The following is a 22,391-nucleotide window of genomic DNA, read 5'->3' on the forward strand; positions in this document are numbered from 1 at the left end:
CCGGGAGCACCATCTGCGTAGGCTTGAGGTTTAAGACTTGCGTCGCCTACGGTCTTGGATAGCCCCCGCCAGGCAGGGACCCCAATCTTTCAATTGACGCAGTCAACTGCGCCAATTCTTGTCTTACGCGTCCAGCGAGCTCTGGTCGATGACCAGACCTGGGCCCATAGTGGTGCTCAGGGTAACGCGCTTGACGTAGATACCTTTCGAGGAAGCTGGCTTGATACGCTTCAGATCAGCGATCAGGGCTTCAACGTTTTCCTTCAGCTTGACGGCATCGAAGCCGATCTTGCCAACGGAAGTGTGGATGATGCCGTTTTTGTCGGTGCGATAACGAACCTGACCAGCCTTGGCATTTTTAACCGCGGTAGCGACGTCTGGGGTAACAGTGCCGACTTTCGGGTTAGGCATCAGACCACGTGGACCGAGGATCTGACCCAGCTGACCTACAACGCGCATGGCATCCGGGGATGCGATCACTACGTCATAGTTCAGGTCGCCACCTTTCATTTCGGCGGCCAGTTCGTCCATACCTACACGGTCAGCGCCGGCAGCCAGAGCGGCCTCAGCAGCTGGACCCTGGGTGAACACAGCAACGCGAACAGTCTTGCCAGTACCGTGTGGCAGCACAGTAGCGCTACGAACGACCTGGTCGGATTTACGCGGGTCTACGCCCAGGTTTACAGCTACGTCGAACGACTCGACGAATTTGGCAGCTGGCAGCGAAGCCAGCAGAGTTGCGGCCTCTTCGAAGTTGTAGGACTTGCCCGCTTCGATTTTTTCAGCGATAGCCTTTTGGCGCTTGGTCAGCTTAGCCATTACACACCCTCCACGTTAAGGCCCATGCTACGAGCAGAACCGGCGATAGTGCGCACGGCTGCATCCATATCAGCTGCAGTCAGATCCGCGTTTTTGGTTTTCGCGATTTCTTCCAGCTGAGCACGGGTAACAGTGCCAACCTTAACGGTGTTCGGACGAGCGGAACCGCTGGTCAGACCGGCCGCTTTCTTCAGCAGAACCGAAGCAGGGGTGGATTTGGTTTCGAAAGTGAAGCTACGGTCGCTGTAGACAGTGATGATCACTGGAGTCGGCAGACCAGCTTCCAGACCCTGGGTACGGGCGTTGAAAGCTTTGCAGAATTCCATGATGTTCACGCCGTGCTGACCCAAAGCAGGACCAACAGGTGGGCTTGGGTTAGCCTGAGCGGCCTTCACTTGCAGCTTGATGTAAGCGGTAATCTTCTTGGCCATGAGGCACTCCAATTACGGGTTCGAACGCCCCGAAAGGCTCCCCGGTTACTTGCGCGTTTATCCCAGTGACGACAAAACCCCACAGCCTAGGGCTGCGGGGTTGGGATGCTTGTTCAGCTAGACCTTTTCGACCTGACTGAACTCCAACTCTACCGGAGTAGAGCGTCCGAAAATGAGCACCGCCACTTGGATCCGGCTCTTTTCGTAGTTAACTTCTTCAACAACACCGTTAAAGTCAGCGAACGGGCCGTCATTGACTCGAACGGTTTCGCCTGGCTCGAACAACGTCTTCGGCTTCGGCTTGTCGCTACCGTCAGCAACGCGACGCAGGATCGCCTCTGCTTCTTTATCAGTGATTGGCGCAGGCTTGTCAGCAGTACCGCCGATAAAACCCATCACCCGAGGAGTATCCTTGACCAAGTGCCAAGTACCCTCGTTCATATCCATCTGTACCAGCACATAACCAGGGAAGAACTTGCGTTCGCTTTTGCGCTTCTGGCCATTACGCATCTCAACCACTTCTTCAGTGGGAACCAGAATTTCGCCGAAGCCATCTTCCATGCCAGCCAGCTTTACGCGCTCGATCAACGAACGCATGACATGCTTCTCGTAACCCGAGTAAGCATGCACAACGTACCAACGCTTAGCCACGGGACACCCTTAGCCGACAATCAAGGAAACAAGCCAGCCGAGCAGGGAATCGAGCCCCCACAACAGCAACGCCATAACCAGAACAACAGCCACAACAATAAGCGTGGTCTGCGTGGTTTCTTGGCGAGTTGGCCATACGACTTTACGAATCTCGGTACGAGCTTCCTTAACCAGCACAAAGAAAGACTTGCCCTTGGCAGTCTGCAGGCCTACAAAGGCAGCTACAGCAGCAATGACAAGCAATGCGAGTACACGGTACAGGATCGGCGAAGCAGAGTAATACTGATTGCCTACAACGCCAACCACCACCAAAGCGACCACTACAAGCCACTTGAGCAGATCGAAGCGAGAGCCTTGAGCTTCAGCCTTAGGAGTCATCTATGAAGATCCTGTGAAAAGAAAGCCAGACACACCGAGTGAATCTGGCAGGTCAGGAGGGAATCGAACCCCCAACCTACGGTTTTGGAGACCGTCGCTCTGCCAATTGAGCTACTGACCTAAAACAAAATCAGGCCGACCATTATGCCGGCCCGAAAAATACATTACAACTACTTACTCGATGATTTTGGCTACGACGCCAGCGCCGACGGTACGACCGCCTTCACGGATAGCGAAACGCAGACCGTCTTCCATTGCGATGGTTTTGATCAGGGTAACAGTCATCTGAATGTTGTCACCTGGCATTACCATTTCAACGCCTTCTGGCAGCTCGCAGTTACCGGTCACGTCAGTAGTGCGGAAGTAGAACTGTGGACGGTAGCCTTTGAAGAACGGAGTGTGACGACCGCCTTCTTCCTTGCTCAGAACGTAAACTTCTGCGGTGAACTTGGTGTGCGGCTTAACCGAACCCGGCTTAACCAGAACCTGACCACGCTCAACGTCGTCACGCTTGGTACCACGCAGCAGAACGCCGCAGTTCTCGCCAGCACGACCTTCGTCCAGCAGCTTGCGGAACATCTCAACACCGGTGCAGGTGGTGGTGGTGGTGTCACGCAGACCAACGATTTCCAGGGCATCTTGAACGCGAACGATACCGCGCTCGATACGACCGGTAACAACAGTACCGCGACCCGAGATCGAGAACACGTCTTCGATTGGCATCAGGAAAGGCTTGTCGATAGCACGCTCTGGCTCTGGGATGTAGCTGTCCAGAGTTTCCACCAGCTTCTTAACAGCAGTGGTGCCCATTTCGTTGTCGTCTTTGCCTTCCAGCGCCATACGAGCAGAACCGATGATGATCGGAGTGTCGTCGCCTGGGAAGTCGTAGGTGGACAGCAGGTCGCGAACTTCCATCTCAACCAGTTCCAGCAGCTCAGCGTCGTCTACCAGGTCTGCCTTGTTCAGGAAAACCACGATGTACGGAACGCCTACCTGACGGGACAGCAGGATGTGCTCACGGGTTTGTGGCATCGGACCATCAGCGGCCGAGCAAACCAGGATCGCGCCGTCCATCTGGGCAGCACCAGTGATCATGTTCTTCACGTAGTCAGCGTGACCTGGGCAGTCAACGTGAGCGTAGTGACGAATGTTCGAGTTGTACTCAACGTGCGCGGTGTTGATGGTGATACCGCGAGCTTTTTCTTCTGGAGCGCTGTCGATCTTGTCGAATTCAACTACGGCCGAACCGAAAACTTCGGAGCAGACGCGAGTCAGAGCAGCGGTCAGAGTGGTTTTACCGTGGTCAACGTGACCGATAGTTCCGACGTTGACGTGCGGTAGGGAACGATCAAATTTTTCCTTAGCCATCGATATCACCCCTAACAGAAGAAATAAGCAAACAACCCTAGCCATTAAAACAAAGGCAGATATTTTCATATCTGCCTTGTTATATGGAGCTCTTGAGCGGATTTGAACCGCTGACCTCACCCTTACCAAGGGTGTGCTCTACCAACTGAGCTACAAGAGCGTAACGCCTTGCACAACCTGCAAACTTGGAGCGGGTAGCGGGAATCGAACCCGCATCATCAGCTTGGAAGGCTGAGGTTCTACCACTAAACTATACCCGCGGAGCCTGCAGCTCACGCTAAAATCTGGTGGAGGGAGAAGGATTCGAACCTTCGAAGTCGTAGACGTCAGATTTACAGTCTGATCCCTTTGGCCGCTCGGGAACCCCTCCTAATCAGGCCGGCATTCTATACTATGCCAAACCCCTGTCAAGCATTTTCTCATTTAAAAACCTGAGGTTAGCTGCATTGACACCACTCTACCGCGTTAACCTATTTGGTCTTCGCTGTGGAGCGGGCGCCATTCTATGCAAACTATTCCGCAGGTGCAACCCCCTCGCACAGCATTATTTTGTGTTTTAACTCATTGAATTCCTTGGAAAGGTTTTGCAATTGGACATCCCCCAACAAACGCTGGGTTTCGGACGAAACTCGGAACCAGTACAGCCCCCCGGAAAGCTCTCTGGATACCGGCAACGCCTTCGCCCCAAGTTCTGTCAAACGCTGCTCCAACGCCTGAGCGGAGTCAGGGCGCGCCAAACCACCTATATATAGACACTGCCCGTCGACCTTCCCGCCAGATCGTCTTTCACGCGAAGCATCGCTTGTCTCACTCAACAAACGAATATCCTGCTGCGAACCCCGATAGAGACTGAGAGGTGTCACATCCTTTGCGCGCAGAGGTGCTTCTTGCTGATGCCAGACGTAATAAAAAATATTGAGTACCAGAAGCAGGAGGAACAACCAACGCATACAAACCTCAGGATAAAGGACACGCCATAGCCAAACCCACGAACACCAGATCGGAGACGACCCGAGCCCCTGGCGCAACATCAGAAACCAGCTCTGCGTCCCCACCAGTGATGAAAACAGTGAAGGAGTCCCCCCAATAGGACCGCGCCATTTCCAGTTGAGTCAAAACGAACCCTCTCAACATCAGCAAACAACCGCGCTCCACTGCTTCAACCGTGTTTCGCCCTGGAGCCTGACTGGCCAATGCCTGCTCCGCAGCTTGATCCCCATAGCGAATCTTGCGCGTATGCGTACGTAACTGGTTTCGCATCAGCGGCATGCCGGGACAAATGAAGCCCCCCAGATGCTCACCATCCGGCGAAATGAAATCTGCCGTCACTGCAGTTCCGAAATCCAAGACCACACAAGCGCCATTGGCCAAATGAAAACCACCCAGCATAGCCAGCCAGCGATCGAGTCCAAGACGCTCGTAGTCTTCATAACCATTCTTGACACCAGACATCTCACGGGCGGGCGCCGCACAAACAACGGAAATACCGAACTCCCGCTTGAGTAGCGCAATAAGATCACTGGTCTCCTCGTCCGTTCTTACGCTGACAAGGCGGCACTTACTCAACGAGAGCTTCACTGGCGAGCGAAGCGCGTCGACCAACGCCTTATCAGTGTCAACCACACCCTCAGCGATCAAAGCACCGACTTCAGCGTGCAACACCCGCCATTTGATAAAGCTGTTACCGCAATCGAGCTCAAGAATCATCACGCAACCTCAAGCTGAGCTCTCCGCCACTAAAGACTTTTTCCACTCCATCAACCTTCAGCCGCAACGCACCCTGATTATCGATACCCAGGACCACACCATCCACCTGAGTGACACCCGCCGTTAGCGAAACTGGCTGTGCTTGCCAGAGATGATTCGCTTCCCACTCTGCCTGAAGCGAAGTAAAACCATCTGACTGATGGCGCTGCAAATAGAGCTGCAACTGCTTGCTCAACTCCACCACCAGATTATTACGATCGCAATTTCGACCCGATTCCAAGCGAACCGAAGTCCACTGCTGATCGACCTCATCAGTGGCCTGCATATTCACGTTGATACCAACCCCCAGTACCACGTGACACACATCTGCCGGATCCCCTACGAGCTCGAGCAGAATCCCGGCGATCTTTTTTCGACCGACGAGAACGTCATTAGGCCATTTCAACCCGGCACCAGAGACCCCAACCGAGCGCAGGGTTTGCATGACAGCGAGCCCCACGACCAGGCTCAAGCCCTCGAGCTGACGCATTCCGCCATCAATGCGCAATACGAGACTGTAATAAAGGTTTTCGGCAAATGGGCTGACCCACTTTCGCCCCCTGCGCCCACGCCCGGCAATCTGTCGCTCAGCTAAAACTAGAAAAGGCGCCACTTGGCCACGATCGACCGCGCGTAATGATTCGGCGTTAGTAGAGTCGATTGAGTCAAAGAGGCTGATAGGCCAGCCGGCAAGATTCGCCTCAATTCTGTGCAAATCAAGCAAGGTGAGAGGCGCAGCCAATTGGTAACCCCGACCTCGAACTTTATGTATGGTCAATCCGAGCTCGGCCTCCAAGTGCTGTAGCTGCTTCCAGACTGCACTTCGACTAATACCCAGGGCAACTCCCAGAGCCTGACCAGAATGGAATCGACCATCCTTCAGAAGGTTCAACAACGTCAACATGCAGGTCTCGCCTCACAATGAGGCCCGAATAATAGCCATGCACCGAGCCGTTGCATAGAAATCAAACGGCCGTTTTTTTGCGGGCAAAACAAAACCCCAACTGCTTTCGCAATTGGGGTTTCGGAATTTAATCTTGACGATGACCTACTCTCACATGGGGAAACCCCACACTACCATCGGCGATGCATCGTTTCACTTCTGAGTTCGGGATGGGATCAGGTGGTTCCAACGCTCTATGGTCGTCAAGAAATTCGGGTACTGACTCGTGACCGGACGGCCTCGCTTCAGCAAATTGGGTATGGGATAGTTTTCGGTGCTTTGTGATCGTCGAACTTTCGGTTCGTTTCGTCTTCACACACCGCAATCTGGTTGCTCTGGTTTAGAGAGCCGACGCAAATTGCTTGGGTGTTATATGGTCAAGCCTCACGGGCAATTAGTATTGGTTAGCTCAACGCCTCACAGCGCTTACACACCCAACCTATCAACGTCGTAGTCTTCGACGGCCCTTCAGGGAACTCAAGGTTCCAGTGAGATCTCATCTTGAGGCAAGTTTCCCGCTTAGATGCTTTCAGCGGTTATCTTTTCCGAACATAGCTACCCGGCAATGCCACTGGCGTGACAACCGGAACACCAGAGGTTCGTCCACTCCGGTCCTCTCGTACTAGGAGCAGCCCCTCTCAAATCTCAAACGTCCACGGCAGATAGGGACCGAACTGTCTCACGACGTTCTAAACCCAGCTCGCGTACCACTTTAAATGGCGAACAGCCATACCCTTGGGACCGGCTTCAGCCCCAGGATGTGATGAGCCGACATCGAGGTGCCAAACACCGCCGTCGATATGAACTCTTGGGCGGTATCAGCCTGTTATCCCCGGAGTACCTTTTATCCGTTGAGCGATGGCCCTTCCATACAGAACCACCGGATCACTAAGACCTACTTTCGTACCTGCTCGACGTGTCTGTCTCGCAGTCAAGCGCGCTTTTGCCTTTATACTCTACGACCGATTTCCGACCGGTCTGAGCGCACCTTCGTACTCCTCCGTTACTCTTTAGGAGGAGACCGCCCCAGTCAAACTACCCACCATACACTGTCCTCGATCCGGATAACGGACCTGAGTTAGAACCTCAAAGTTGCCAGGGTGGTATTTCAAGGATGGCTCCACGCGAACTGGCGTCCACGCTTCAAAGCCTCCCACCTATCCTACACAAGCAAATTCAAAGTCCAGTGCAAAGCTATAGTAAAGGTTCACGGGGTCTTTCCGTCTAGCCGCGGATACACTGCATCTTCACAGCGATTTCAATTTCACTGAGTCTCGGGTGGAGACAGCGCCGCCATCGTTACGCCATTCGTGCAGGTCGGAACTTACCCGACAAGGAATTTCGCTACCTTAGGACCGTTATAGTTACGGCCGCCGTTTACCGGGGCTTCGATCAAGAGCTTCGCGTTAGCTAACCCCATCAATTAACCTTCCGGCACCGGGCAGGCGTCACACCCTATACGTCCACTTTCGTGTTTGCAGAGTGCTGTGTTTTAATAAACAGTCGCAGCGGCCTGGTATCTTCGACCGGCATGAGCTTACGGAGCAAGTCCTTCACCCTCACCGGCGCACCTTCTCCCGAAGTTACGGTGCCATTTTGCCTAGTTCCTTCACCCGAGTTCTCTCAAGCGCCTTGGTATTCTCTACCCAACCACCTGTGTCGGTTTGGGGTACGGTTCCTGGTTATCTGAAGCTTAGAAGCTTTTCTTGGAAGCATGGCATCAACCACTTCGTGTTCTAAAAGAACACTCGTCATCAGCTCTCGGCCTTAAGATCCCGGATTTACCTAAGATCTCAGCCTACCACCTTAAACTTGGACAACCAACGCCAAGCTGGCCTAGCCTTCTCCGTCCCTCCATCGCAATAACCAGAAGTACAGGAATATTAACCTGTTTTCCATCGACTACGCTTTTCAGCCTCGCCTTAGGGACCGACTAACCCTGCGTCGATTAACGTTGCGCAGGAAACCTTGGTCTTTCGGCGTGGGTGTTTTTCACACCCATTGTCGTTACTCATGTCAGCATTCGCACTTCTGATACCTCCAGCAAGCTTCTCAACTCACCTTCACAGGCTTACAGAACGCTCCTCTACCGCATCACTTACGTGATACCCGTAGCTTCGGTGTATGGTTTGAGCCCCGTTACATCTTCCGCGCAGGCCGACTCGACTAGTGAGCTATTACGCTTTCTTTAAAGGGTGGCTGCTTCTAAGCCAACCTCCTAGCTGTCTAAGCCTTCCCACATCGTTTCCCACTTAACCATAACTTTGGGACCTTAGCTGACGGTCTGGGTTGTTTCCCTTTTCACGACGGACGTTAGCACCCGCCGTGTGTCTCCCATGCTCGGCACTTGTAGGTATTCGGAGTTTGCATCGGTTTGGTAAGTCGGGATGACCCCCTAGCCGAAACAGTGCTCTACCCCCTACAGTGATACATGAGGCGCTACCTAAATAGCTTTCGAGGAGAACCAGCTATCTCCGAGCTTGATTAGCCTTTCACTCCGATCCACAGGTCATCCGCTAACTTTTCAACGGTAGTCGGTTCGGTCCTCCAGTCAGTGTTACCTAACCTTCAACCTGCCCATGGATAGATCGCCCGGTTTCGGGTCTATTCCCAGCGACTAGACGCCCTATTAAGACTCGCTTTCGCTACGCCTCCCCTATTCGGTTAAGCTCGCCACTGAAAATAAGTCGCTGACCCATTATACAAAAGGTACGCAGTCACAGAACAAAGTCTGCTCCCACTGCTTGTACGCATACGGTTTCAGGATCTATTTCACTCCCCTCTCCGGGGTTCTTTTCGCCTTTCCCTCACGGTACTAGTTCACTATCGGTCAGTCAGTAGTATTTAGCCTTGGAGGATGGTCCCCCCATATTCAGACAAAGTTTCTCGTGCTCCGTCCTACTCGATTTCATGACCAAGAGATTTTCGCGTACAGGGCTATCACCCACTATGGCCGCACTTTCCAGAGCGTTCCGCTAATCTCAAAGCCACTTAAGGGCTAGTCCCCGTTCGCTCGCCACTACTAAGGGAATCTCGGTTGATTTCTTTTCCTCAGGGTACTTAGATGTTTCAGTTCCCCTGGTTCGCCTCTTGCACCTATGTATTCAGTACAAGATAACCATCTTGTGATGGCTGGGTTCCCCCATTCAGACATCTCCGGATCAAAGTCTGTTTGCCGACTCCCCGAAGCTTTTCGCAGGCTACCACGTCTTTCATCGCCTCTGACTGCCAAGGCATCCACCGTATGCGCTTCTTCACTTGACCATATAACCCCAAGCAATCTGGTTATACTGTGAAGACGACATTCGCCGAAAATTCGAATTTCTCAATTAAGAGAACTCACAAATTTTACCTTAGCCTGATCCGTTACCAGTGAAAGTAACGTTCAGTCTATCTTTCTATCACATACCCAAATTTTTAAAGAACGATCCAGTCAAAGACTAGAAATCAACATTCATCATCACACTGATGGAATGCTCATTTCTAAGCTTTCAAACTTCAGAAGCAGTAGTGGTGGAGCCAAGCGGGATCGAACCGCTGACCTCCTGCGTGCAAGGCAGGCGCTCTCCCAGCTGAGCTATGGCCCCGTATTTCTACAGGCGTTTCCCACACAAAATTGGTGGGTCTGGGCAGATTCGAACTGCCGACCTCACCCTTATCAGGGGTGCGCTCTAACCAACTGAGCTACAGACCCAATTTCGGGCTGCTTCTATCGTCTTCTTCAATGAATCAAGCAATTCGTGTGGGAACTTATGGAGCAGCTGATGTCGTCGATTAAGGAGGTGATCCAGCCGCAGGTTCCCCTACGGCTACCTTGTTACGACTTCACCCCAGTCATGAATCACACCGTGGTAACCGTCCTCCCGAAGGTTAGACTAGCTACTTCTGGTGCAACCCACTCCCATGGTGTGACGGGCGGTGTGTACAAGGCCCGGGAACGTATTCACCGCGACATTCTGATTCGCGATTACTAGCGATTCCGACTTCACGCAGTCGAGTTGCAGACTGCGATCCGGACTACGATCGGTTTTATGGGATTAGCTCCACCTCGCGGCTTGGCAACCCTTTGTACCGACCATTGTAGCACGTGTGTAGCCCAGGCCGTAAGGGCCATGATGACTTGACGTCATCCCCACCTTCCTCCGGTTTGTCACCGGCAGTCTCCTTAGAGTGCCCACCATTACGTGCTGGTAACTAAGGACAAGGGTTGCGCTCGTTACGGGACTTAACCCAACATCTCACGACACGAGCTGACGACAGCCATGCAGCACCTGTCTCAATGTTCCCGAAGGCACCAATCCATCTCTGGAAAGTTCATTGGATGTCAAGGCCTGGTAAGGTTCTTCGCGTTGCTTCGAATTAAACCACATGCTCCACCGCTTGTGCGGGCCCCCGTCAATTCATTTGAGTTTTAACCTTGCGGCCGTACTCCCCAGGCGGTCAACTTAATGCGTTAGCTGCGCCACTAAGAGCTCAAGGCTCCCAACGGCTAGTTGACATCGTTTACGGCGTGGACTACCAGGGTATCTAATCCTGTTTGCTCCCCACGCTTTCGCACCTCAGTGTCAGTATCAGTCCAGGTGGTCGCCTTCGCCACTGGTGTTCCTTCCTATATCTACGCATTTCACCGCTACACAGGAAATTCCACCACCCTCTACCATACTCTAGCTCGCCAGTTTTGGATGCAGTTCCCAGGTTGAGCCCGGGGATTTCACATCCAACTTAACGAACCACCTACGCGCGCTTTACGCCCAGTAATTCCGATTAACGCTTGCACCCTCTGTATTACCGCGGCTGCTGGCACAGAGTTAGCCGGTGCTTATTCTGTCGGTAACGTCAAAATTGCAGAGTATTAATCTACAACCCTTCCTCCCAACTTAAAGTGCTTTACAATCCGAAGACCTTCTTCACACACGCGGCATGGCTGGATCAGGCTTTCGCCCATTGTCCAATATTCCCCACTGCTGCCTCCCGTAGGAGTCTGGACCGTGTCTCAGTTCCAGTGTGACTGATCATCCTCTCAGACCAGTTACGGATCGTCGCCTTGGTGAGCCATTACCTCACCAACTAGCTAATCCGACCTAGGCTCATCTGATAGCGCAAGGCCCGAAGGTCCCCTGCTTTCTCCCGTAGGACGTATGCGGTATTAGCGTTCCTTTCGAAACGTTGTCCCCCACTACCAGGCAGATTCCTAGGCATTACTCACCCGTCCGCCGCTGAATCCAGGAGCAAGCTCCCTTCATCCGCTCGACTTGCATGTGTTAGGCCTGCCGCCAGCGTTCAATCTGAGCCATGATCAAACTCTTCAGTTCAAACATCTTTGGGTTTTTAAGAAACCCTAAACTTGGCTCAGCAATCGTTGGTTACATCTTTGATTTCTCGCGGAGTAACTTGTGATGCTGATAATCTTGTTGACTATCAGTCTGACTCCACAAGCACCCACACGAATTGCTTGATTCAGTTGTTAAAGAGCGGTTGGTTAAGAGCTTTCGTCTCAACCGAGGCGCGCATTCTACAGCAGCCTCATTTGCTGTCAAGTGATTATTTTCAGAAGTTTTCGAAGATTTCCTCAACAACTTCAACCACTTGCGCTTCCGATCTCTCGTCAGCGGGAGGCGAATTCTACAGCGTTACACGCTGCTGTCAACACCTCTTTTTCTCCGCTTTCGACCGAGAAGATCGAACCGTTGAAAGCGCCAGAAAAACCGGCATTTCCAACTCCTTCCAGGCTTCGATGATCTGAAGCAAACCGCTATCGATAACCGTGTAACTCATTGAATCTCAAGGAGTTTTCCGTTTCGACTGCGCCGGAAGTGGGGCGAATTATAGACCTCCAGAATCTGCCGTCAACCCCTATTTTCAACTTTACTCGGATTTCAGCGTAATCCGTGCAAATGCCTTCTTCCCAGCCTGGCAGACGTGAGTCGCGCCCAGTACATATATAAAGGAGCGATCAACAACCTCACCATCTATACGCACACCACCGGAAGCCAACAGATCACGAGCAGCCGCCGAGTTTTTCACCAGGCCTGCCTTATTAAGGACAGCAGCAATCGGCATATCTTCGGCAGCAGTCAGCTCGACCTCTGGCAAATCATCCGGCAGCTCGCCATCCTTCATCCGGTTACCCGCACCACGGTGAGCATTGGCAGCAGCTTCTTCCCCATGGAAACGGGCAACAATTTCTTCAGCCAGCTTGATCTTGATGTCGCGAGGATTGGCACCCGCCTCCACGTCAGCACGGAAGGCATTGATCTCATCCATCGAACGGAAGCTGAGCAACTCGAAATAGCGCCACATCAACGCATCCGGAATCGAAACCAGCTTGCTGTACATGACACCCGGCGCTTCCTGGATACCGACGTAGTTGCCCAACGATTTGGACATCTTCTTCACACCATCAAGACCTTCGAGCAACGGCATCGTCAGAATGCACTGCGCCTCCTGACCGTAACCACGCTGCAACTCGCGCCCCATCAGCAGATTGAACTTCTGATCGGTGCCACCCAGTTCCACATCAGCGCGCAAGGCAACCGAGTCATACCCCTGAACCAGCGGATAGAGGAACTCGTGAATGGCGATTGGCTGATTAGTGGTGTAGCGCTTGTCGAAGTCGTCACGCTCGAGCATGCGAGCAACGGTGTATTGAGAAGTCAGGCGAATGAAATCCGCAGGCCCCATCTGATCCATCCAGGTGGAGTTGAACGCCACCTCGGTTTTCGCCGGATCAAGAATCTTGAATACCTGAGTTTTGTAGGTTTCAGCGTTTTCCAGCACCTGCTCACGAGTCAGCGGAGGACGAGTTGCACTTTTGCCGCTCGGATCACCGATCATTCCAGTGAAATCACCAATAAGGAAGATCACCTGATGCCCCAATTCCTGGAACTGGCGCAGCTTGTTAATAAGCACAGTGTGTCCAAGGTGCAGATCCGGCGCCGTTGGATCGAAGCCAGCCTTGATTCGCAGCGGCTGGCCACGCTTGAGCTTTTCGATCAGCTCGGACTCGACCAACAGTTCTTCCGCACCACGTTTAATCAGCGCTAGCTGCTCTTCAACCGACTTCATAACAGACCCGCAAGGCTCAGATTCAAAGGGAACCAACCATACAAGATCGCGCACCAATTACAAGTTTTGCCCGGCACACGGACACTAATCCATAGACGAGACGCCTGCGGACTTGCCTCAGAGATGATTTGGTTATATTTTATACAGTTATTTCATCTTCATCATGTCATTCATCTTTTCCAATTCATCTTTTCAAAGCCAAAATTACTTATGACCACTGAACCGTCTAAAGCGCCACCGCTTTACCCGAAGACCCACCTGCTCGCCGCAAGTGGGATCGCCGCCCTTCTCAGCCTGGCGCTCCTGGTGTTCCCTTCCAGTGATGTTGAAGCCAAAAAGACGACCCTGAGCCTTGAACTGGAAAGTCCCGCTGAACAACTGACACAAGATCAAGACGCTGCTGACGCGGCTCAAGCCACAAATGAACCAGTAGCTTCGCCCTTCGCACAAATCGAAAACGGTGCAGAAGATGCACCCGAAACCGCCCAGGCCGCGCCAGTGCCGGCACCGGTTACTCCTGAAAAGAAAGCCCCAGGCCACAGGGAAGTGATCGTATCCAAGGGTGACACCCTTTCGACATTGTTCGAGAAGGTCGGCCTCCCTGCCGCTGCAGTGCACGAAGTACTGGCAAGCGACAAACAGGCCAAGCAGTTCAGCCAGCTCAAACACGGCCAGAAACTCGAATTCGAACTCAATCCGCAAGGCCAACTGACCAACCTGCACAGCAAAGTCAGTGACGTCGAAACCATTACCCTGACCAAGAATGACAAGGGGTATGTCTTCAATCGCGTTACCGCCAAACCCACCGTTCGTACCGCCTATGTCCACGGCGTGATCAACAGCTCGCTGTCCCAGTCCGCCGCGCGCGCCGGTCTGTCCCACAGCCTCACCATGGATATGGCCAGTGTGTTCGGCTACGACGTCGACTTCGCCCAGGATATCCGCCAGGGTGACGAGTTCGACGTGATCTACGAACAGAAAGTGGTCAATGGCAAAGCCGTCGGCAACGGCCCGATCCTGTCCGCCCGCTTCACCAACCGCGGCAAGACCTACACCGCCGTGCGCTACACCAACAAACAGGGCAACAGCAGCTACTACACCGCCGATGGCAACAGCATGCGCAAGGCGTTCATCCGTACTCCGGTGGACTTCGCCCGCATCAGCTCCAAGTTTTCCATGGGCCGCAAACATCCGATTCTCAACAAGATCCGCGCCCACAAAGGTGTCGACTATGCGGCTCCACGCGGCACGCCAATCAAGGCGGCCGGTGACGGCAAAGTGTTGTTGGCCGGTCGCCGTGGTGGTTACGGCAACACCGTGATCATTCAGCACGGCAACACCTACCGCACGCTGTACGGTCACATGCAAGGCTTCGCCAAAGGTGTGAAAACCGGCGGCACGGTCAAGCAGGGCCAAGTCATCGGCTACATCGGCACTACCGGCCTGTCTACCGGTCCGCACTTGCACTATGAGTTCCAGGTCAACGGCGTTCACGTCGATCCATTGGGCCAGAAGCTGCCGATGGCCGACCCGATCGCCAAATCCGAGCGCGCTCGCTTCCTGGCGCAGAGCCAGCCGTTGATGGCTCGCATGGATCAAGAGAAGGCCACCATGCTAGCCTCGAGCAAGCGTTAAGCCATGGCTCTCTACATCGGCGTGATGTCCGGAACCAGCCTCGATGGCCTGGACATCGCCCTGATCGAGCAGACCTCGGCGATCCACCTGATCGCCACACACTACATTCCCATGCCTGAATCCCTGCGCGCCGAGCTGCTTGGCCTGTGCGCCAGCGGCCATGACGAGATCGCCCGTTCGGCCATCGCCCAACAGAATTGGGTGAAGCTTGCGGCCGAAGGTATCCACGTCCTGCTCGAACAGCAACAGCTCAAACCCGCAGCCATTCGCGCGATCGGCAGCCACGGCCAGACCATTCGCCACGAACCGGCACGTGGTTTTACCGTACAGATCGGCAACCCTGCCCTGCTGACCGAGCTGACCGGGATCACCGTTGTCAGTGACTTCCGCAGCCGTGATGTAGCCGCCGGCGGCCAGGGCGCTCCTCTGGTTCCAGCCTTCCATGAAGCCTTGTTCGAAGAGCGTACCGGCAACCGCGCCGTTCTGAATGTCGGCGGTTTCAGCAATCTAAGCCTGATTGAGCCGAACAAACCTGTAGCCGGATTCGACTGTGGGCCTGGGAATGTTCTGATGGACGCGTGGATTCATCGGCAGCGTGGCGAGAACTATGATCGTAACGGTCAATGGGCAGCCAGCGGCAAGGTGGAGCCAACCCTCCTCAAGGCATTGCTCAATGACCCCTTCTTCTCGACCAAAGGCCCAAAGAGCACCGGCCGGGAAGTGTTCAACCTGCCCTGGCTTGAACAGCAACTGTCCCACCAGCCGAGTTTCGCACCCGAAAACGTACAGGCAACGCTGCTCGAACTGACAGCGCTGACCATCGTCGAATCGCTGCAAAGCGCTCAATCGAATACTGAAGAGCTTCTGGTCTGCGGCGGCGGCGCCCACAACGCTACGCTGATGAAGCGCCTGGCCGACCTCCTGCCCAACGCGAAAGTCGCCAGCACCGTGACCCACGGCGTAGATCCAGACTGGGTTGAAGCCATGGCCTTCGCCTGGCTGGCCCATTGCTGCCTGGAGGGCATCACCGCCAATCGCCCCAGCGTCACCGGTGCAAAAGGCTTGCGCGTACTTGGCGCCATCTACCCCAACTAAGACAAAACACAGATGACAAAACGCCGCAGAACCCTGAGGCTCTGCGGCGTTTTGTTGTGTTCGGTGAGGCGGAATCAGATCGAGAACGAAGAGCCACAGCCACAAGTCGTGGTTGCGTTCGGGTTCTTGATCACGAACCGCGAACCTTCCAGACCTTCCTGGTAGTCCACCTCGGCACCTGCCAGATACTGGAAGCTCATCGGATCAACCACCAGACTCACACCTTCGCGCTCGACGATGGTGTCGTCCTCGGCCACATCTTCATCGAAGGTGAAGCCGTACTGAAACCCTGAACAACCGCCGCCCGTAACGAATACGCGCAGCTTCAAGCGATCATTCCCCTCTTCATCGACCAGGCTCTTCACCTTGTGCGCGGCACCCTGGGTGAATTGCAAAGCCGTGGGGGTGAAGGATTCGACGCTCATGCTGACTTTCTCCCGGCGTTACGCCGCCATAATGCGTGATGACGCGCATTATCCGCTTGTCCTAGAAAATCGGTCAACTATTGTTACGGTATATCAATCAAGCTGATCAACCACCAGAATGCAAAAAGGCCCATTCAACGGGCCTTTTCACGAGTACAACAAGCCGTTACGGCAGCATGCCCGCGTGGGACAGACCAAAGCGCTCATCCAGACCGAACAGAATGTTCATGTTCTGCACCGCCTGACCCGACGCGCCCTTGACCAGATTGTCGATCACCGACAGCACCACCACCAGATCACCATCCTGTGGACGATGAACCGCGATACGGCAAACGTTCGCGCCACGCACACTGCGGGTTTCCGGGTGACTGCCAGCCGGCATCACATCGACGAACGGTTCATTGGCATAACGCTTCTCGAACAACGCCTGCAGATCCACCGAGCGATCAACCACGGTCGCATAGAGCGTGGAATGAATGCCGCGAATCATCGGCGTCAGGTGTGGAACGAAGGTCAGGCCGACATCCTTGCCCGCCGCACGACGCAGCCCCTGACGAATTTCCGGCAGATGACGGTGACCTTTCACCGCATAGGCCTTCATGCTTTCCGACGTCTCGGAGTACAGCGAGCCTACGGCAGCACCACGACCGGCACCGCTGACGCCGGATTTGCAGTCAGCGATCAGGTGGGAAGCATCGGCAATGCCCGCCTCGAGCAATGGCAGGAAACCCAGCTGGGTTGCGGTCGGGTAGCAACCCGGCACCGCGATCAGGCGTGCTTTCTTGATTTGCTCACGGTTGACTTCCGGCAAGCCGTAAACGGCCTCGTCCAGAAGCTCCGGCGCACCGTGCGGCTGGCCGTACCACTTGGCCCACTCATCGGCGTCCTGCAGACGGAAGTCCGCGGACAGGTCGATGACCTTGGTGCCCGCTGCCAGCAATTCACCGGCCAATGCGTGGGCAACGCCGTGCGGAGTCGCGAAGAACACCACGTCGCAAGCGCCCAGGGTCTTGATGTCAGGCACACTGAACGCCAGGCCATCGTAGTGGCCGCGCAGGTTCGGGTACATGTCAGCCACGGCCAGCCCGGCCTCGGATCGGGAAGTGATCACAACCACTTCTGCCTGCGGATGCTGTGCCAACAGACGCAGCAGTTCGACACCGGTGTAACCCGTGCCGCCGACGATACCGACCTTGACCATAAACCTGCCCTCAACGAACCCACTGGAAAGGCGTCGATAATAGGGGCCGCGCGTCCCTGCGACAACCGTCAAGGTGACGTGCGGATGCTCAAGCCTCTACTATCCGGCCTACCGTGAATGAGGGAATAACCAAAAATGCTCTATCTATGGATCAAAGCGCTTCATATCGTCAGCATCGTTTGCTGGTTTGCCGGACTGTTCTACCTGCCGCGACTGTTCGTTTATCACGCACAAAGTGAAGACTCGATCAGCAAGGAACGCTTCAGCGTCATGGAACGCAAGCTGTATCGCGGCATCATGGGCCCGGCGATGATCGCCGCGCTGATCTTCGGCGGCTGGCTGATTTACCTGAACCCGAGCATTTTCAGCACAGGTGGCTGGATCCACGCCAAGCTGACCCTGGTCGTACTGTTGATCGGCTATCACCACATGTGCGGCGCGCAGGTAAAACGTTTTGCCCGTGGCGAGAACACCCGCAGCCATGTCTTTTATCGCTGGTTCAATGAAGTGCCGGTTCTGATATTGCTGGCTATCGTAATTCTGGTCGTGGTCAAGCCGTTCTAACTTCAACGAGTTCAACTTTCCGGGGTACTTCCGATGTCGCTGCCCGCTCTGCTCGAACAACGTCTGCGTTTGCCCGTCGTGGCCGCGCCGATGTTCCTGATTTCCAATCCAGAACTGGTGCTCGCCTGCTGTCGCAATGGCGTGGTCGGCAGCTTTCCGGCGCTCAACCAACGCGAGAGCAGCGGGTTCAAGGCCTGGCTGGAACAGATCGAAGCGGGACTGGCGACATTGGATAACCCGGCGCCTTATGCCGTGAACCTGATTGTTCACAAGAGCAACCCGCGTCTGGAGGCGGATCTGAACATCTGCGTCGAGCACAAAGTCCCCATCGTGATCACCAGCCTCGGCGCAGTGAAGGAAGTGGTGGATGCGGTGCACAGCTACGGCGGCCTGGTATTCCACGACGTGACGACTCGCCGCCATGCGGAAAAAGCCGCCGAAGCCGGCGTCGATGGTTTGATCGCCGTTGCGGCCGGCGCCGGTGGACATGCCGGTACCTGGAGCCCGTTCTCGCTGATCGCCGAGATTCGTCAGTTCTTCGACAAGACGCTACTGCTTGCAGGATGTTTGAACCACGGCCATGAGATTCTCGCCGCACAACTGCTCGGCGCGGATTTGGCCTACTTCGGTACGCGATTCATCGGTACGACTGAAAGCCATGCGCCCGACGCCTACAAGGAGATGCTGCTGACAGCCAAGGCTGCGGACATCATTCATACTCCTGCCGTGTCTGGAGTCCCGGCCAGCTTCATGCGCCAAAGCCTGGAAGCTGCCGGTTTCGATATGGCGGCGTTGCAAGGCAAGGGTGAAGTGAACTTCGGCGACAAACTCAAACCGATCAACGATGAAGCCAAAGCCTGGAAAACCGTGTGGTCGGCGGGTCAGGGGGTAGGCGAAATCGAGGATCTGCCGAGTGTGGACCAACTGGTGGCGCGCCTCGATGCCGAGTATCGCCAGGCCCTGGAACACGCAGCACAGCTCCCGGACCGCTGGCCGCGGTGAGAAAATTCCGGCCGGTCGCTGCCTGACTGGCCTTACACTCGGCGGCTGCGACACGTATCAACCCCATTTTTTCGCGACAAGGATGCCTCGGCCATGAGCGAAACTCGCTACAAGATCGTTTTCGACGGAGCCCTGCAGCCCGGTGTCGATATCACCACGGCCAAACTCAATCTGGCCGAGCTGTTCAAGAGCGACGTGGCCGCCATTGAACGCCTGTTCAATGGCCGCGCGGTTGCCCTCAAACGCGACCTGTCACACAGCGATGCCCAGACTTATCTGCAAGCGCTAAGCAAAACAGGGATCGACGCCCGGATCGAGACGGAAACAGCCATCGAACTGAATCTGGCCGATGTCCAGGAACATTCCGCCACCGTGGCCGAACCCGATTCGCCTTATGCACCGCCTCGAGCCAGTGTTGGAGAGCAACTGCCGGAGTTCGCCGCGCTCAAGCCATTGAGTGTCGAGGGACGAATCGGACGTCTGCGCTACCTGGCATGGTCAATGGTCCTGAGTCTGGTGACCCTGCCAATCATCGGTGTGTTTGCGCTGATCGGTCTGGGCCTGGTGAGCGCCGACTCGACGTCGGGGCTGATCATTGGCGGTATCTTCGCCTTCTTCCTGTTCCTGGCCTTCGCAATCATCGGCATCCTGTTCAGCGTTCAGCGTCTGCACGATATCGGCTGGTCGGGCTGGCTCTGGCTGCTGACCCTGGTACCGTTCGTGGGCAGTTTCTTCCCGCTGGTGATCATGGTCATGCCGGGCAATACCGGCGCCAATCGCTATGGCCCGCCACCTCCACCGAACAGCACCGCCGTCAAAGTACTGTGCTCCCTGTGGATCGTCTTTATCGGTCTGTTCTTCGTCGGCGGCATGCTGGGCGGGATCTCGGCCATCCAGCAGGAGTACGAAACCAGCCTCGAAAGCAGTTATGAAAGTGGTTCGGTGACTGCCGATGAAGTCGATGTCGAAGTCGAGCCCGTGCCGAATTCGGTGGACGATGCAGCCGAAGCCGCACCGGCCCCTGTAGACTCTGCGAAAGAATGAACAGCGCTCCCCGCCGTGACACCTGCGTCCACGGCGCGGAGCTGTTGCGATGGAGAACTGCATGACCCGTTACGCTCTGATCACTGGCGCCTCCAGCGGCATCGGTCTGGCCATGGCCGAAGCTCTGGCCCGCCGTGGCCGCAGCCTGATTCTGGTGGCCCGACAGCGTGATCAGCTGGAAAGCATTGCGATTGAACTGACCCAGCGTTTCGGCGTGGAGGTACTGTTCCGGGCCTGCGATCTGGGCGAGCCGCTGCGCCTGTCCGGATTCCTGCTGGAGCTTGAAGAAGGCGACCGGCAGATCGATCTGCTGGTGAACTGTGCCGGCATCGGAACCTGCGGGCCTTTCCTGGCCCAGGACTGGATGACCGAGCAGGACCTGATCGAGGTGAACATCCTCGCCCTCACCCGCCTGTGCCACGCGATCGGCAACAGCATGGCCCTGCAGGGTGGCGGGCAGATTCTCAACGTGGCGTCGGTCGCCGCGTTCAATCCCGGCCCGTGGATGAGCACTTACTACGCCAGCAAGGCCTACGTCCTGCACTTCTCCGAAGCGCTGCGGGTGGAACTGAAAAAGTGTGCCGTGAAAGTCTCCGTGCTCTGCCCAGGCCCGACGCGCACGGCGTTCTTTCGCACAGAGCAACTGAACAACGACAAACTCAACGCCAGCAAACTGCTGATGAGCCCCGAAGAGGTCGCGCTATACACCGTGCGCGCCCTGGAGAAAAACCGCGCAATCATCATTCCCGGGCGCCGGAACCGCTGGTTCGCCTTTCTGCCGCGACTGGGTTCGCGCTGGCTCAACCGCACCATCGTCGGCATGGTCAACAAAGCTTACTGCCCCCGCTGAAGGGCCGGCAGGCAAATGGCTGGGCGCGGTGTTCCCTCGTGGGTACACTCAGCCCAGCTCACACAACGGAGAAAACAGCTGTGGATACTCTGTTCACCAAGATCATCAACCGGGAGATCCCGGCGAAGATCATCTACGAGGACGACCAGGTTCTGGCGTTCCACGACATCGCCCCACAGGCACCGGTGCATTTTCTGGTGATCCCGAAGAAACCGGTGCGCACCCTCAACGACCTGACCGAAGACGACAAGGCACTGGCCGGGCATATCCTGTTCACCGCCCAGCGTCTGGCGCTGGAGCTGGGTTGCGAAGAAGGTTTCCGGGTGGTGATGAACTGCAATGAAAAGGGTGGGCAGACGGTCTACCACATTCATATGCACGTACTCGGTCAACGCCAGATGAACTGGCCACCGGGCTGATCCACCTCAAAATCTGTGGGGGCGCCCTGCTCCCACATGACCCAGCGCAAACCTTCCCCGGCCGATTCGGTTAAACTGGTCGCCGAGATTCTTCCCGGAGGTCAGCATGACTACCCAACGTCACTATTCGCCAATTGACCGTCTTCTGCTGCAAGCCGATGCCGCGATGCGAACCCTGCTGCCCTTCAGCGGCCAACCGTACCGTCCGTCGCCCGCCATCGTGCAGCCCGACGTGCAGATGAGCGACGAAGACACCCGCCACGTCGCCGGCCTGATGCGCATCAACCATACCGGTGAAGTCTGTGCCCAGGCGCTGTATCAAGGTCAGGCACTGACCGCCAAGCTGCCGCAGGTGCGCGAAGCCATGGAACATGCGGCCGAAGAAGAGATCGATCATCTGGTCTGGTGTGAACAGCGCATTCATCAGTTGGGCAGCCACACCAGCGTACTCAACCCGCTGTTCTACGGCATGTCGTTCGGGATTGGCGCGGTTGCGGGGCTGATCAGCGACAAGGTCAGCCTCGGTTTTGTCGCAGCTACCGAGCATCAGGTGTGCAAGCACTTGAACGAGCATCTGGAGCAACTGCCGGCCGAGGACGAAAAGTCCCGGGCAATTCTTGAGCAGATGCGTATCGACGAAGAACATCACGCGGAAAGTGCACTGGAGGCCGGCGGATTCCGCTTCCCGGCGCCGGTGAAGTTCGGCATGAGCCTGTTGGCCAAAGTGATGACCAAGAGCACCTACCGAATCTGAA

Annotated in this window: 19 protein-coding genes, 6 tRNA genes and 3 rRNA genes; 8 read left to right on the forward strand and 20 right to left on the reverse strand. The window is 55.4% G+C overall.

Features of this window, described 5'->3' with window-relative positions; all coding sequences use genetic code 11:
• Positions 1-123 precede the first annotated feature (123 nt).
• From rplA to tyrS, 18 genes are all read right to left on the reverse strand, one after another.
• A complete protein-coding gene (gene rplA / locus NE357_RS25910; protein WP_011336175.1) occupies positions 124-819 on the reverse strand; it encodes a 50S ribosomal protein L1 in 696 nt (231 codons plus the stop codon).
• Positions 819-1,250 (reverse strand): 50S ribosomal protein L11, encoded by a 432-nt coding sequence (gene rplK, locus NE357_RS25915; protein WP_003228756.1) that lies wholly within the window; start codon positions 1,248-1,250, stop codon positions 819-821. Before rplK ends, rplA begins: the two co-directional genes overlap by 1 nt.
• Before the next feature lie 117 nt (positions 1,251-1,367).
• The gene (gene nusG / locus NE357_RS25920; RefSeq protein ID WP_007957598.1) at positions 1,368-1,901 is read right to left on the reverse strand and encodes a transcription termination/antitermination protein NusG; all 534 of its coding nucleotides are present in this window, start codon (positions 1,899-1,901) and stop codon (positions 1,368-1,370) included.
• 9 nt (positions 1,902-1,910) lie between these two features.
• Entirely contained in the window at positions 1,911-2,279 is a 369-nt protein-coding gene (secE, locus tag NE357_RS25925) for a preprotein translocase subunit SecE (RefSeq protein ID WP_007916493.1), read from the reverse strand.
• Between the two features lie 45 nt (positions 2,280-2,324).
• A tRNA-Trp gene (locus NE357_RS25930) sits at positions 2,325-2,400 on the reverse strand.
• Between the two features lie 53 nt (positions 2,401-2,453).
• Positions 2,454-3,647, reverse strand: coding sequence for an elongation factor Tu (tuf, locus tag NE357_RS25935; protein ID WP_010220303.1), 1,194 nt, complete (start codon positions 3,645-3,647; stop codon positions 2,454-2,456).
• A gap of 84 nt (positions 3,648-3,731) precedes the next feature.
• A tRNA-Thr gene (locus tag NE357_RS25940) sits at positions 3,732-3,807 on the reverse strand.
• Positions 3,808-3,833: 26 nt separating this feature from the next.
• Positions 3,834-3,907 (reverse strand) — tRNA-Gly (locus NE357_RS25945).
• 25 nt (positions 3,908-3,932) lie between these two features.
• A tRNA-Tyr gene (locus tag NE357_RS25950) sits at positions 3,933-4,017 on the reverse strand.
• Positions 4,018-4,159: 142 nt separating this feature from the next.
• Complete coding sequence (locus NE357_RS25955; RefSeq protein WP_169432137.1) at positions 4,160-4,597, reverse strand: hypothetical protein; 438 nt, start codon at positions 4,595-4,597, stop codon at positions 4,160-4,162.
• A gap of 7 nt (positions 4,598-4,604) precedes the next feature.
• A complete protein-coding gene (locus NE357_RS25960; protein WP_169432138.1) occupies positions 4,605-5,354 on the reverse strand; it encodes a pantothenate kinase in 750 nt (249 codons plus the stop codon).
• The gene (gene birA / locus NE357_RS25965) at positions 5,344-6,297 is read right to left on the reverse strand and encodes a bifunctional biotin--[acetyl-CoA-carboxylase] ligase/biotin operon repressor BirA (RefSeq protein WP_169432139.1); all 954 of its coding nucleotides are present in this window, start codon (positions 6,295-6,297) and stop codon (positions 5,344-5,346) included. Before birA ends, NE357_RS25960 begins: the two co-directional genes overlap by 11 nt.
• A 131-nt stretch (positions 6,298-6,428) precedes the next feature.
• Positions 6,429-6,544 (reverse strand): 5S ribosomal RNA (rrf, locus tag NE357_RS25970).
• Positions 6,545-6,709: 165 nt separating this feature from the next.
• Positions 6,710-9,600: ribosomal RNA gene (locus NE357_RS25975) — 23S ribosomal RNA — on the reverse strand.
• 247 nt (positions 9,601-9,847) lie between these two features.
• Positions 9,848-9,923, reverse strand: a tRNA-Ala gene (locus tag NE357_RS25980).
• A gap of 30 nt (positions 9,924-9,953) precedes the next feature.
• Positions 9,954-10,030, reverse strand: a tRNA-Ile gene (locus NE357_RS25985).
• Between the two features lie 81 nt (positions 10,031-10,111).
• A 16S ribosomal RNA gene (locus NE357_RS25990) occupies positions 10,112-11,648 on the reverse strand.
• The 16S, 23S and 5S rRNA genes sit together here with 2 tRNA genes alongside, the layout of an rRNA operon.
• Positions 11,649-12,201: 553 nt before the next feature.
• Positions 12,202-13,401 (reverse strand): tyrosine--tRNA ligase, encoded by a 1,200-nt coding sequence (gene tyrS, locus NE357_RS25995; RefSeq protein ID WP_085731729.1) that lies wholly within the window; start codon positions 13,399-13,401, stop codon positions 12,202-12,204.
• Positions 13,402-13,611: 210 nt separating this feature from the next.
• On the opposite strand from tyrS, the gene NE357_RS26000 reads away from it, so the two are divergent.
• Together NE357_RS26000 and NE357_RS26005 are read left to right on the forward strand one after the other, a co-directional pair.
• Positions 13,612-15,036, forward strand: coding sequence for a peptidoglycan DD-metalloendopeptidase family protein (locus tag NE357_RS26000; RefSeq protein WP_169432140.1), 1,425 nt, complete (start codon positions 13,612-13,614; stop codon positions 15,034-15,036).
• 3 nt (positions 15,037-15,039) lie between these two features.
• Positions 15,040-16,131, forward strand: coding sequence for an anhydro-N-acetylmuramic acid kinase (locus NE357_RS26005; protein ID WP_169432141.1), 1,092 nt, complete (start codon positions 15,040-15,042; stop codon positions 16,129-16,131).
• 74 nt (positions 16,132-16,205) lie between these two features.
• Here the strand turns inward: NE357_RS26005 and erpA are convergent, their stop codons facing one another.
• Entirely contained in the window at positions 16,206-16,556 is a 351-nt protein-coding gene (gene erpA, locus NE357_RS26010; protein WP_003228776.1) for an iron-sulfur cluster insertion protein ErpA, read from the reverse strand.
• Positions 16,557-16,722: 166 nt separating this feature from the next.
• Positions 16,723-17,757 (reverse strand): N-acetyl-gamma-glutamyl-phosphate reductase, encoded by a 1,035-nt coding sequence (gene argC / locus NE357_RS26015; RefSeq protein ID WP_115079390.1) that lies wholly within the window; start codon positions 17,755-17,757, stop codon positions 16,723-16,725.
• Positions 17,758-17,892: 135 nt separating this feature from the next.
• On the opposite strand from argC, the gene hemJ reads away from it, so the two are divergent.
• From hemJ to coq7, 6 genes are all read left to right on the forward strand, one after another.
• On the forward strand, positions 17,893-18,321 hold the full coding sequence (gene hemJ, locus NE357_RS26020) for a protoporphyrinogen oxidase HemJ (RefSeq protein ID WP_169432142.1): 429 nt from the start codon (positions 17,893-17,895) through the stop codon (positions 18,319-18,321).
• Between the two features lie 33 nt (positions 18,322-18,354).
• Positions 18,355-19,323: an NAD(P)H-dependent flavin oxidoreductase gene (locus NE357_RS26025; RefSeq protein ID WP_169432143.1), complete on the forward strand. Its 969-nt coding sequence runs from the start codon at positions 18,355-18,357 to the stop codon at positions 19,321-19,323.
• Between the two features lie 93 nt (positions 19,324-19,416).
• The gene (locus NE357_RS26030; protein ID WP_169432144.1) at positions 19,417-20,367 is read left to right on the forward strand and encodes a DUF805 domain-containing protein; all 951 of its coding nucleotides are present in this window, start codon (positions 19,417-19,419) and stop codon (positions 20,365-20,367) included.
• Between the two features lie 61 nt (positions 20,368-20,428).
• Positions 20,429-21,217, forward strand: a complete 789-nt coding sequence (locus NE357_RS26035) for an SDR family NAD(P)-dependent oxidoreductase (RefSeq protein ID WP_169432145.1) — start codon at positions 20,429-20,431, stop codon at positions 21,215-21,217.
• An 80-nt stretch (positions 21,218-21,297) separates the two neighbouring features.
• Positions 21,298-21,636 (forward strand): histidine triad nucleotide-binding protein, encoded by a 339-nt coding sequence (locus NE357_RS26040; RefSeq protein WP_003228789.1) that lies wholly within the window; start codon positions 21,298-21,300, stop codon positions 21,634-21,636.
• A gap of 106 nt (positions 21,637-21,742) precedes the next feature.
• Complete coding sequence (coq7, locus tag NE357_RS26045) at positions 21,743-22,390, forward strand: 2-polyprenyl-3-methyl-6-methoxy-1,4-benzoquinone monooxygenase (protein ID WP_007956317.1); 648 nt, start codon at positions 21,743-21,745, stop codon at positions 22,388-22,390.
• Position 22,391: the final 1 nt, after the last annotated feature.

This window comes from Pseudomonas sp. G7(2022), from assembly GCF_052660475.1.

Excerpts from the sequence above, each read along its gene's own strand:
- tyrS (WP_085731729.1), bottom strand. The coding sequence starts at position 13,401 with ATGAAGTCGGTTGAAGAGCAGCTAGCGCTGATTAAACGTGGTGCGGAA.
- NE357_RS25960 (WP_169432138.1), bottom strand. The coding sequence starts at position 5,354 with ATGATTCTTGAGCTCGATTGCGGTAACAGCTTTATCAAATGGCGGGTG.
- NE357_RS26005 (WP_169432141.1), top strand. The coding sequence starts at position 15,040 with ATGGCTCTCTACATCGGCGTGATGTCCGGAACCAGCCTCGATGGCCTG.
- argC (WP_115079390.1), bottom strand. The coding sequence starts at position 17,757 with ATGGTCAAGGTCGGTATCGTCGGCGGCACGGGTTACACCGGTGTCGAA.
- rplA (WP_011336175.1), bottom strand. The coding sequence starts at position 819 with ATGGCTAAGCTGACCAAGCGCCAAAAGGCTATCGCTGAAAAAATCGAA.
- secE (WP_007916493.1), bottom strand. The coding sequence starts at position 2,279 with ATGACTCCTAAGGCTGAAGCTCAAGGCTCTCGCTTCGATCTGCTCAAG.
- NE357_RS26030 (WP_169432144.1), top strand. The coding sequence starts at position 19,417 with ATGAGCGAAACTCGCTACAAGATCGTTTTCGACGGAGCCCTGCAGCCC.
- birA (WP_169432139.1), bottom strand. The coding sequence starts at position 6,297 with ATGTTGACGTTGTTGAACCTTCTGAAGGATGGTCGATTCCATTCTGGT.
- erpA (WP_003228776.1), bottom strand. The coding sequence starts at position 16,556 with ATGAGCGTCGAATCCTTCACCCCCACGGCTTTGCAATTCACCCAGGGT.
- tuf (WP_010220303.1), bottom strand. The coding sequence starts at position 3,647 with ATGGCTAAGGAAAAATTTGATCGTTCCCTACCGCACGTCAACGTCGGA.
- NE357_RS26025 (WP_169432143.1), top strand. The coding sequence starts at position 18,355 with ATGTCGCTGCCCGCTCTGCTCGAACAACGTCTGCGTTTGCCCGTCGTG.
- hemJ (WP_169432142.1), top strand. The coding sequence starts at position 17,893 with ATGCTCTATCTATGGATCAAAGCGCTTCATATCGTCAGCATCGTTTGC.
- NE357_RS26000 (WP_169432140.1), top strand. The coding sequence starts at position 13,612 with ATGACCACTGAACCGTCTAAAGCGCCACCGCTTTACCCGAAGACCCAC.
- coq7 (WP_007956317.1), top strand. The coding sequence starts at position 21,743 with ATGACTACCCAACGTCACTATTCGCCAATTGACCGTCTTCTGCTGCAA.
- rplK (WP_003228756.1), bottom strand. The coding sequence starts at position 1,250 with ATGGCCAAGAAGATTACCGCTTACATCAAGCTGCAAGTGAAGGCCGCT.
- NE357_RS25955 (WP_169432137.1), bottom strand. The coding sequence starts at position 4,597 with ATGCGTTGGTTGTTCCTCCTGCTTCTGGTACTCAATATTTTTTATTAC.
- NE357_RS26035 (WP_169432145.1), top strand. The coding sequence starts at position 20,429 with ATGACCCGTTACGCTCTGATCACTGGCGCCTCCAGCGGCATCGGTCTG.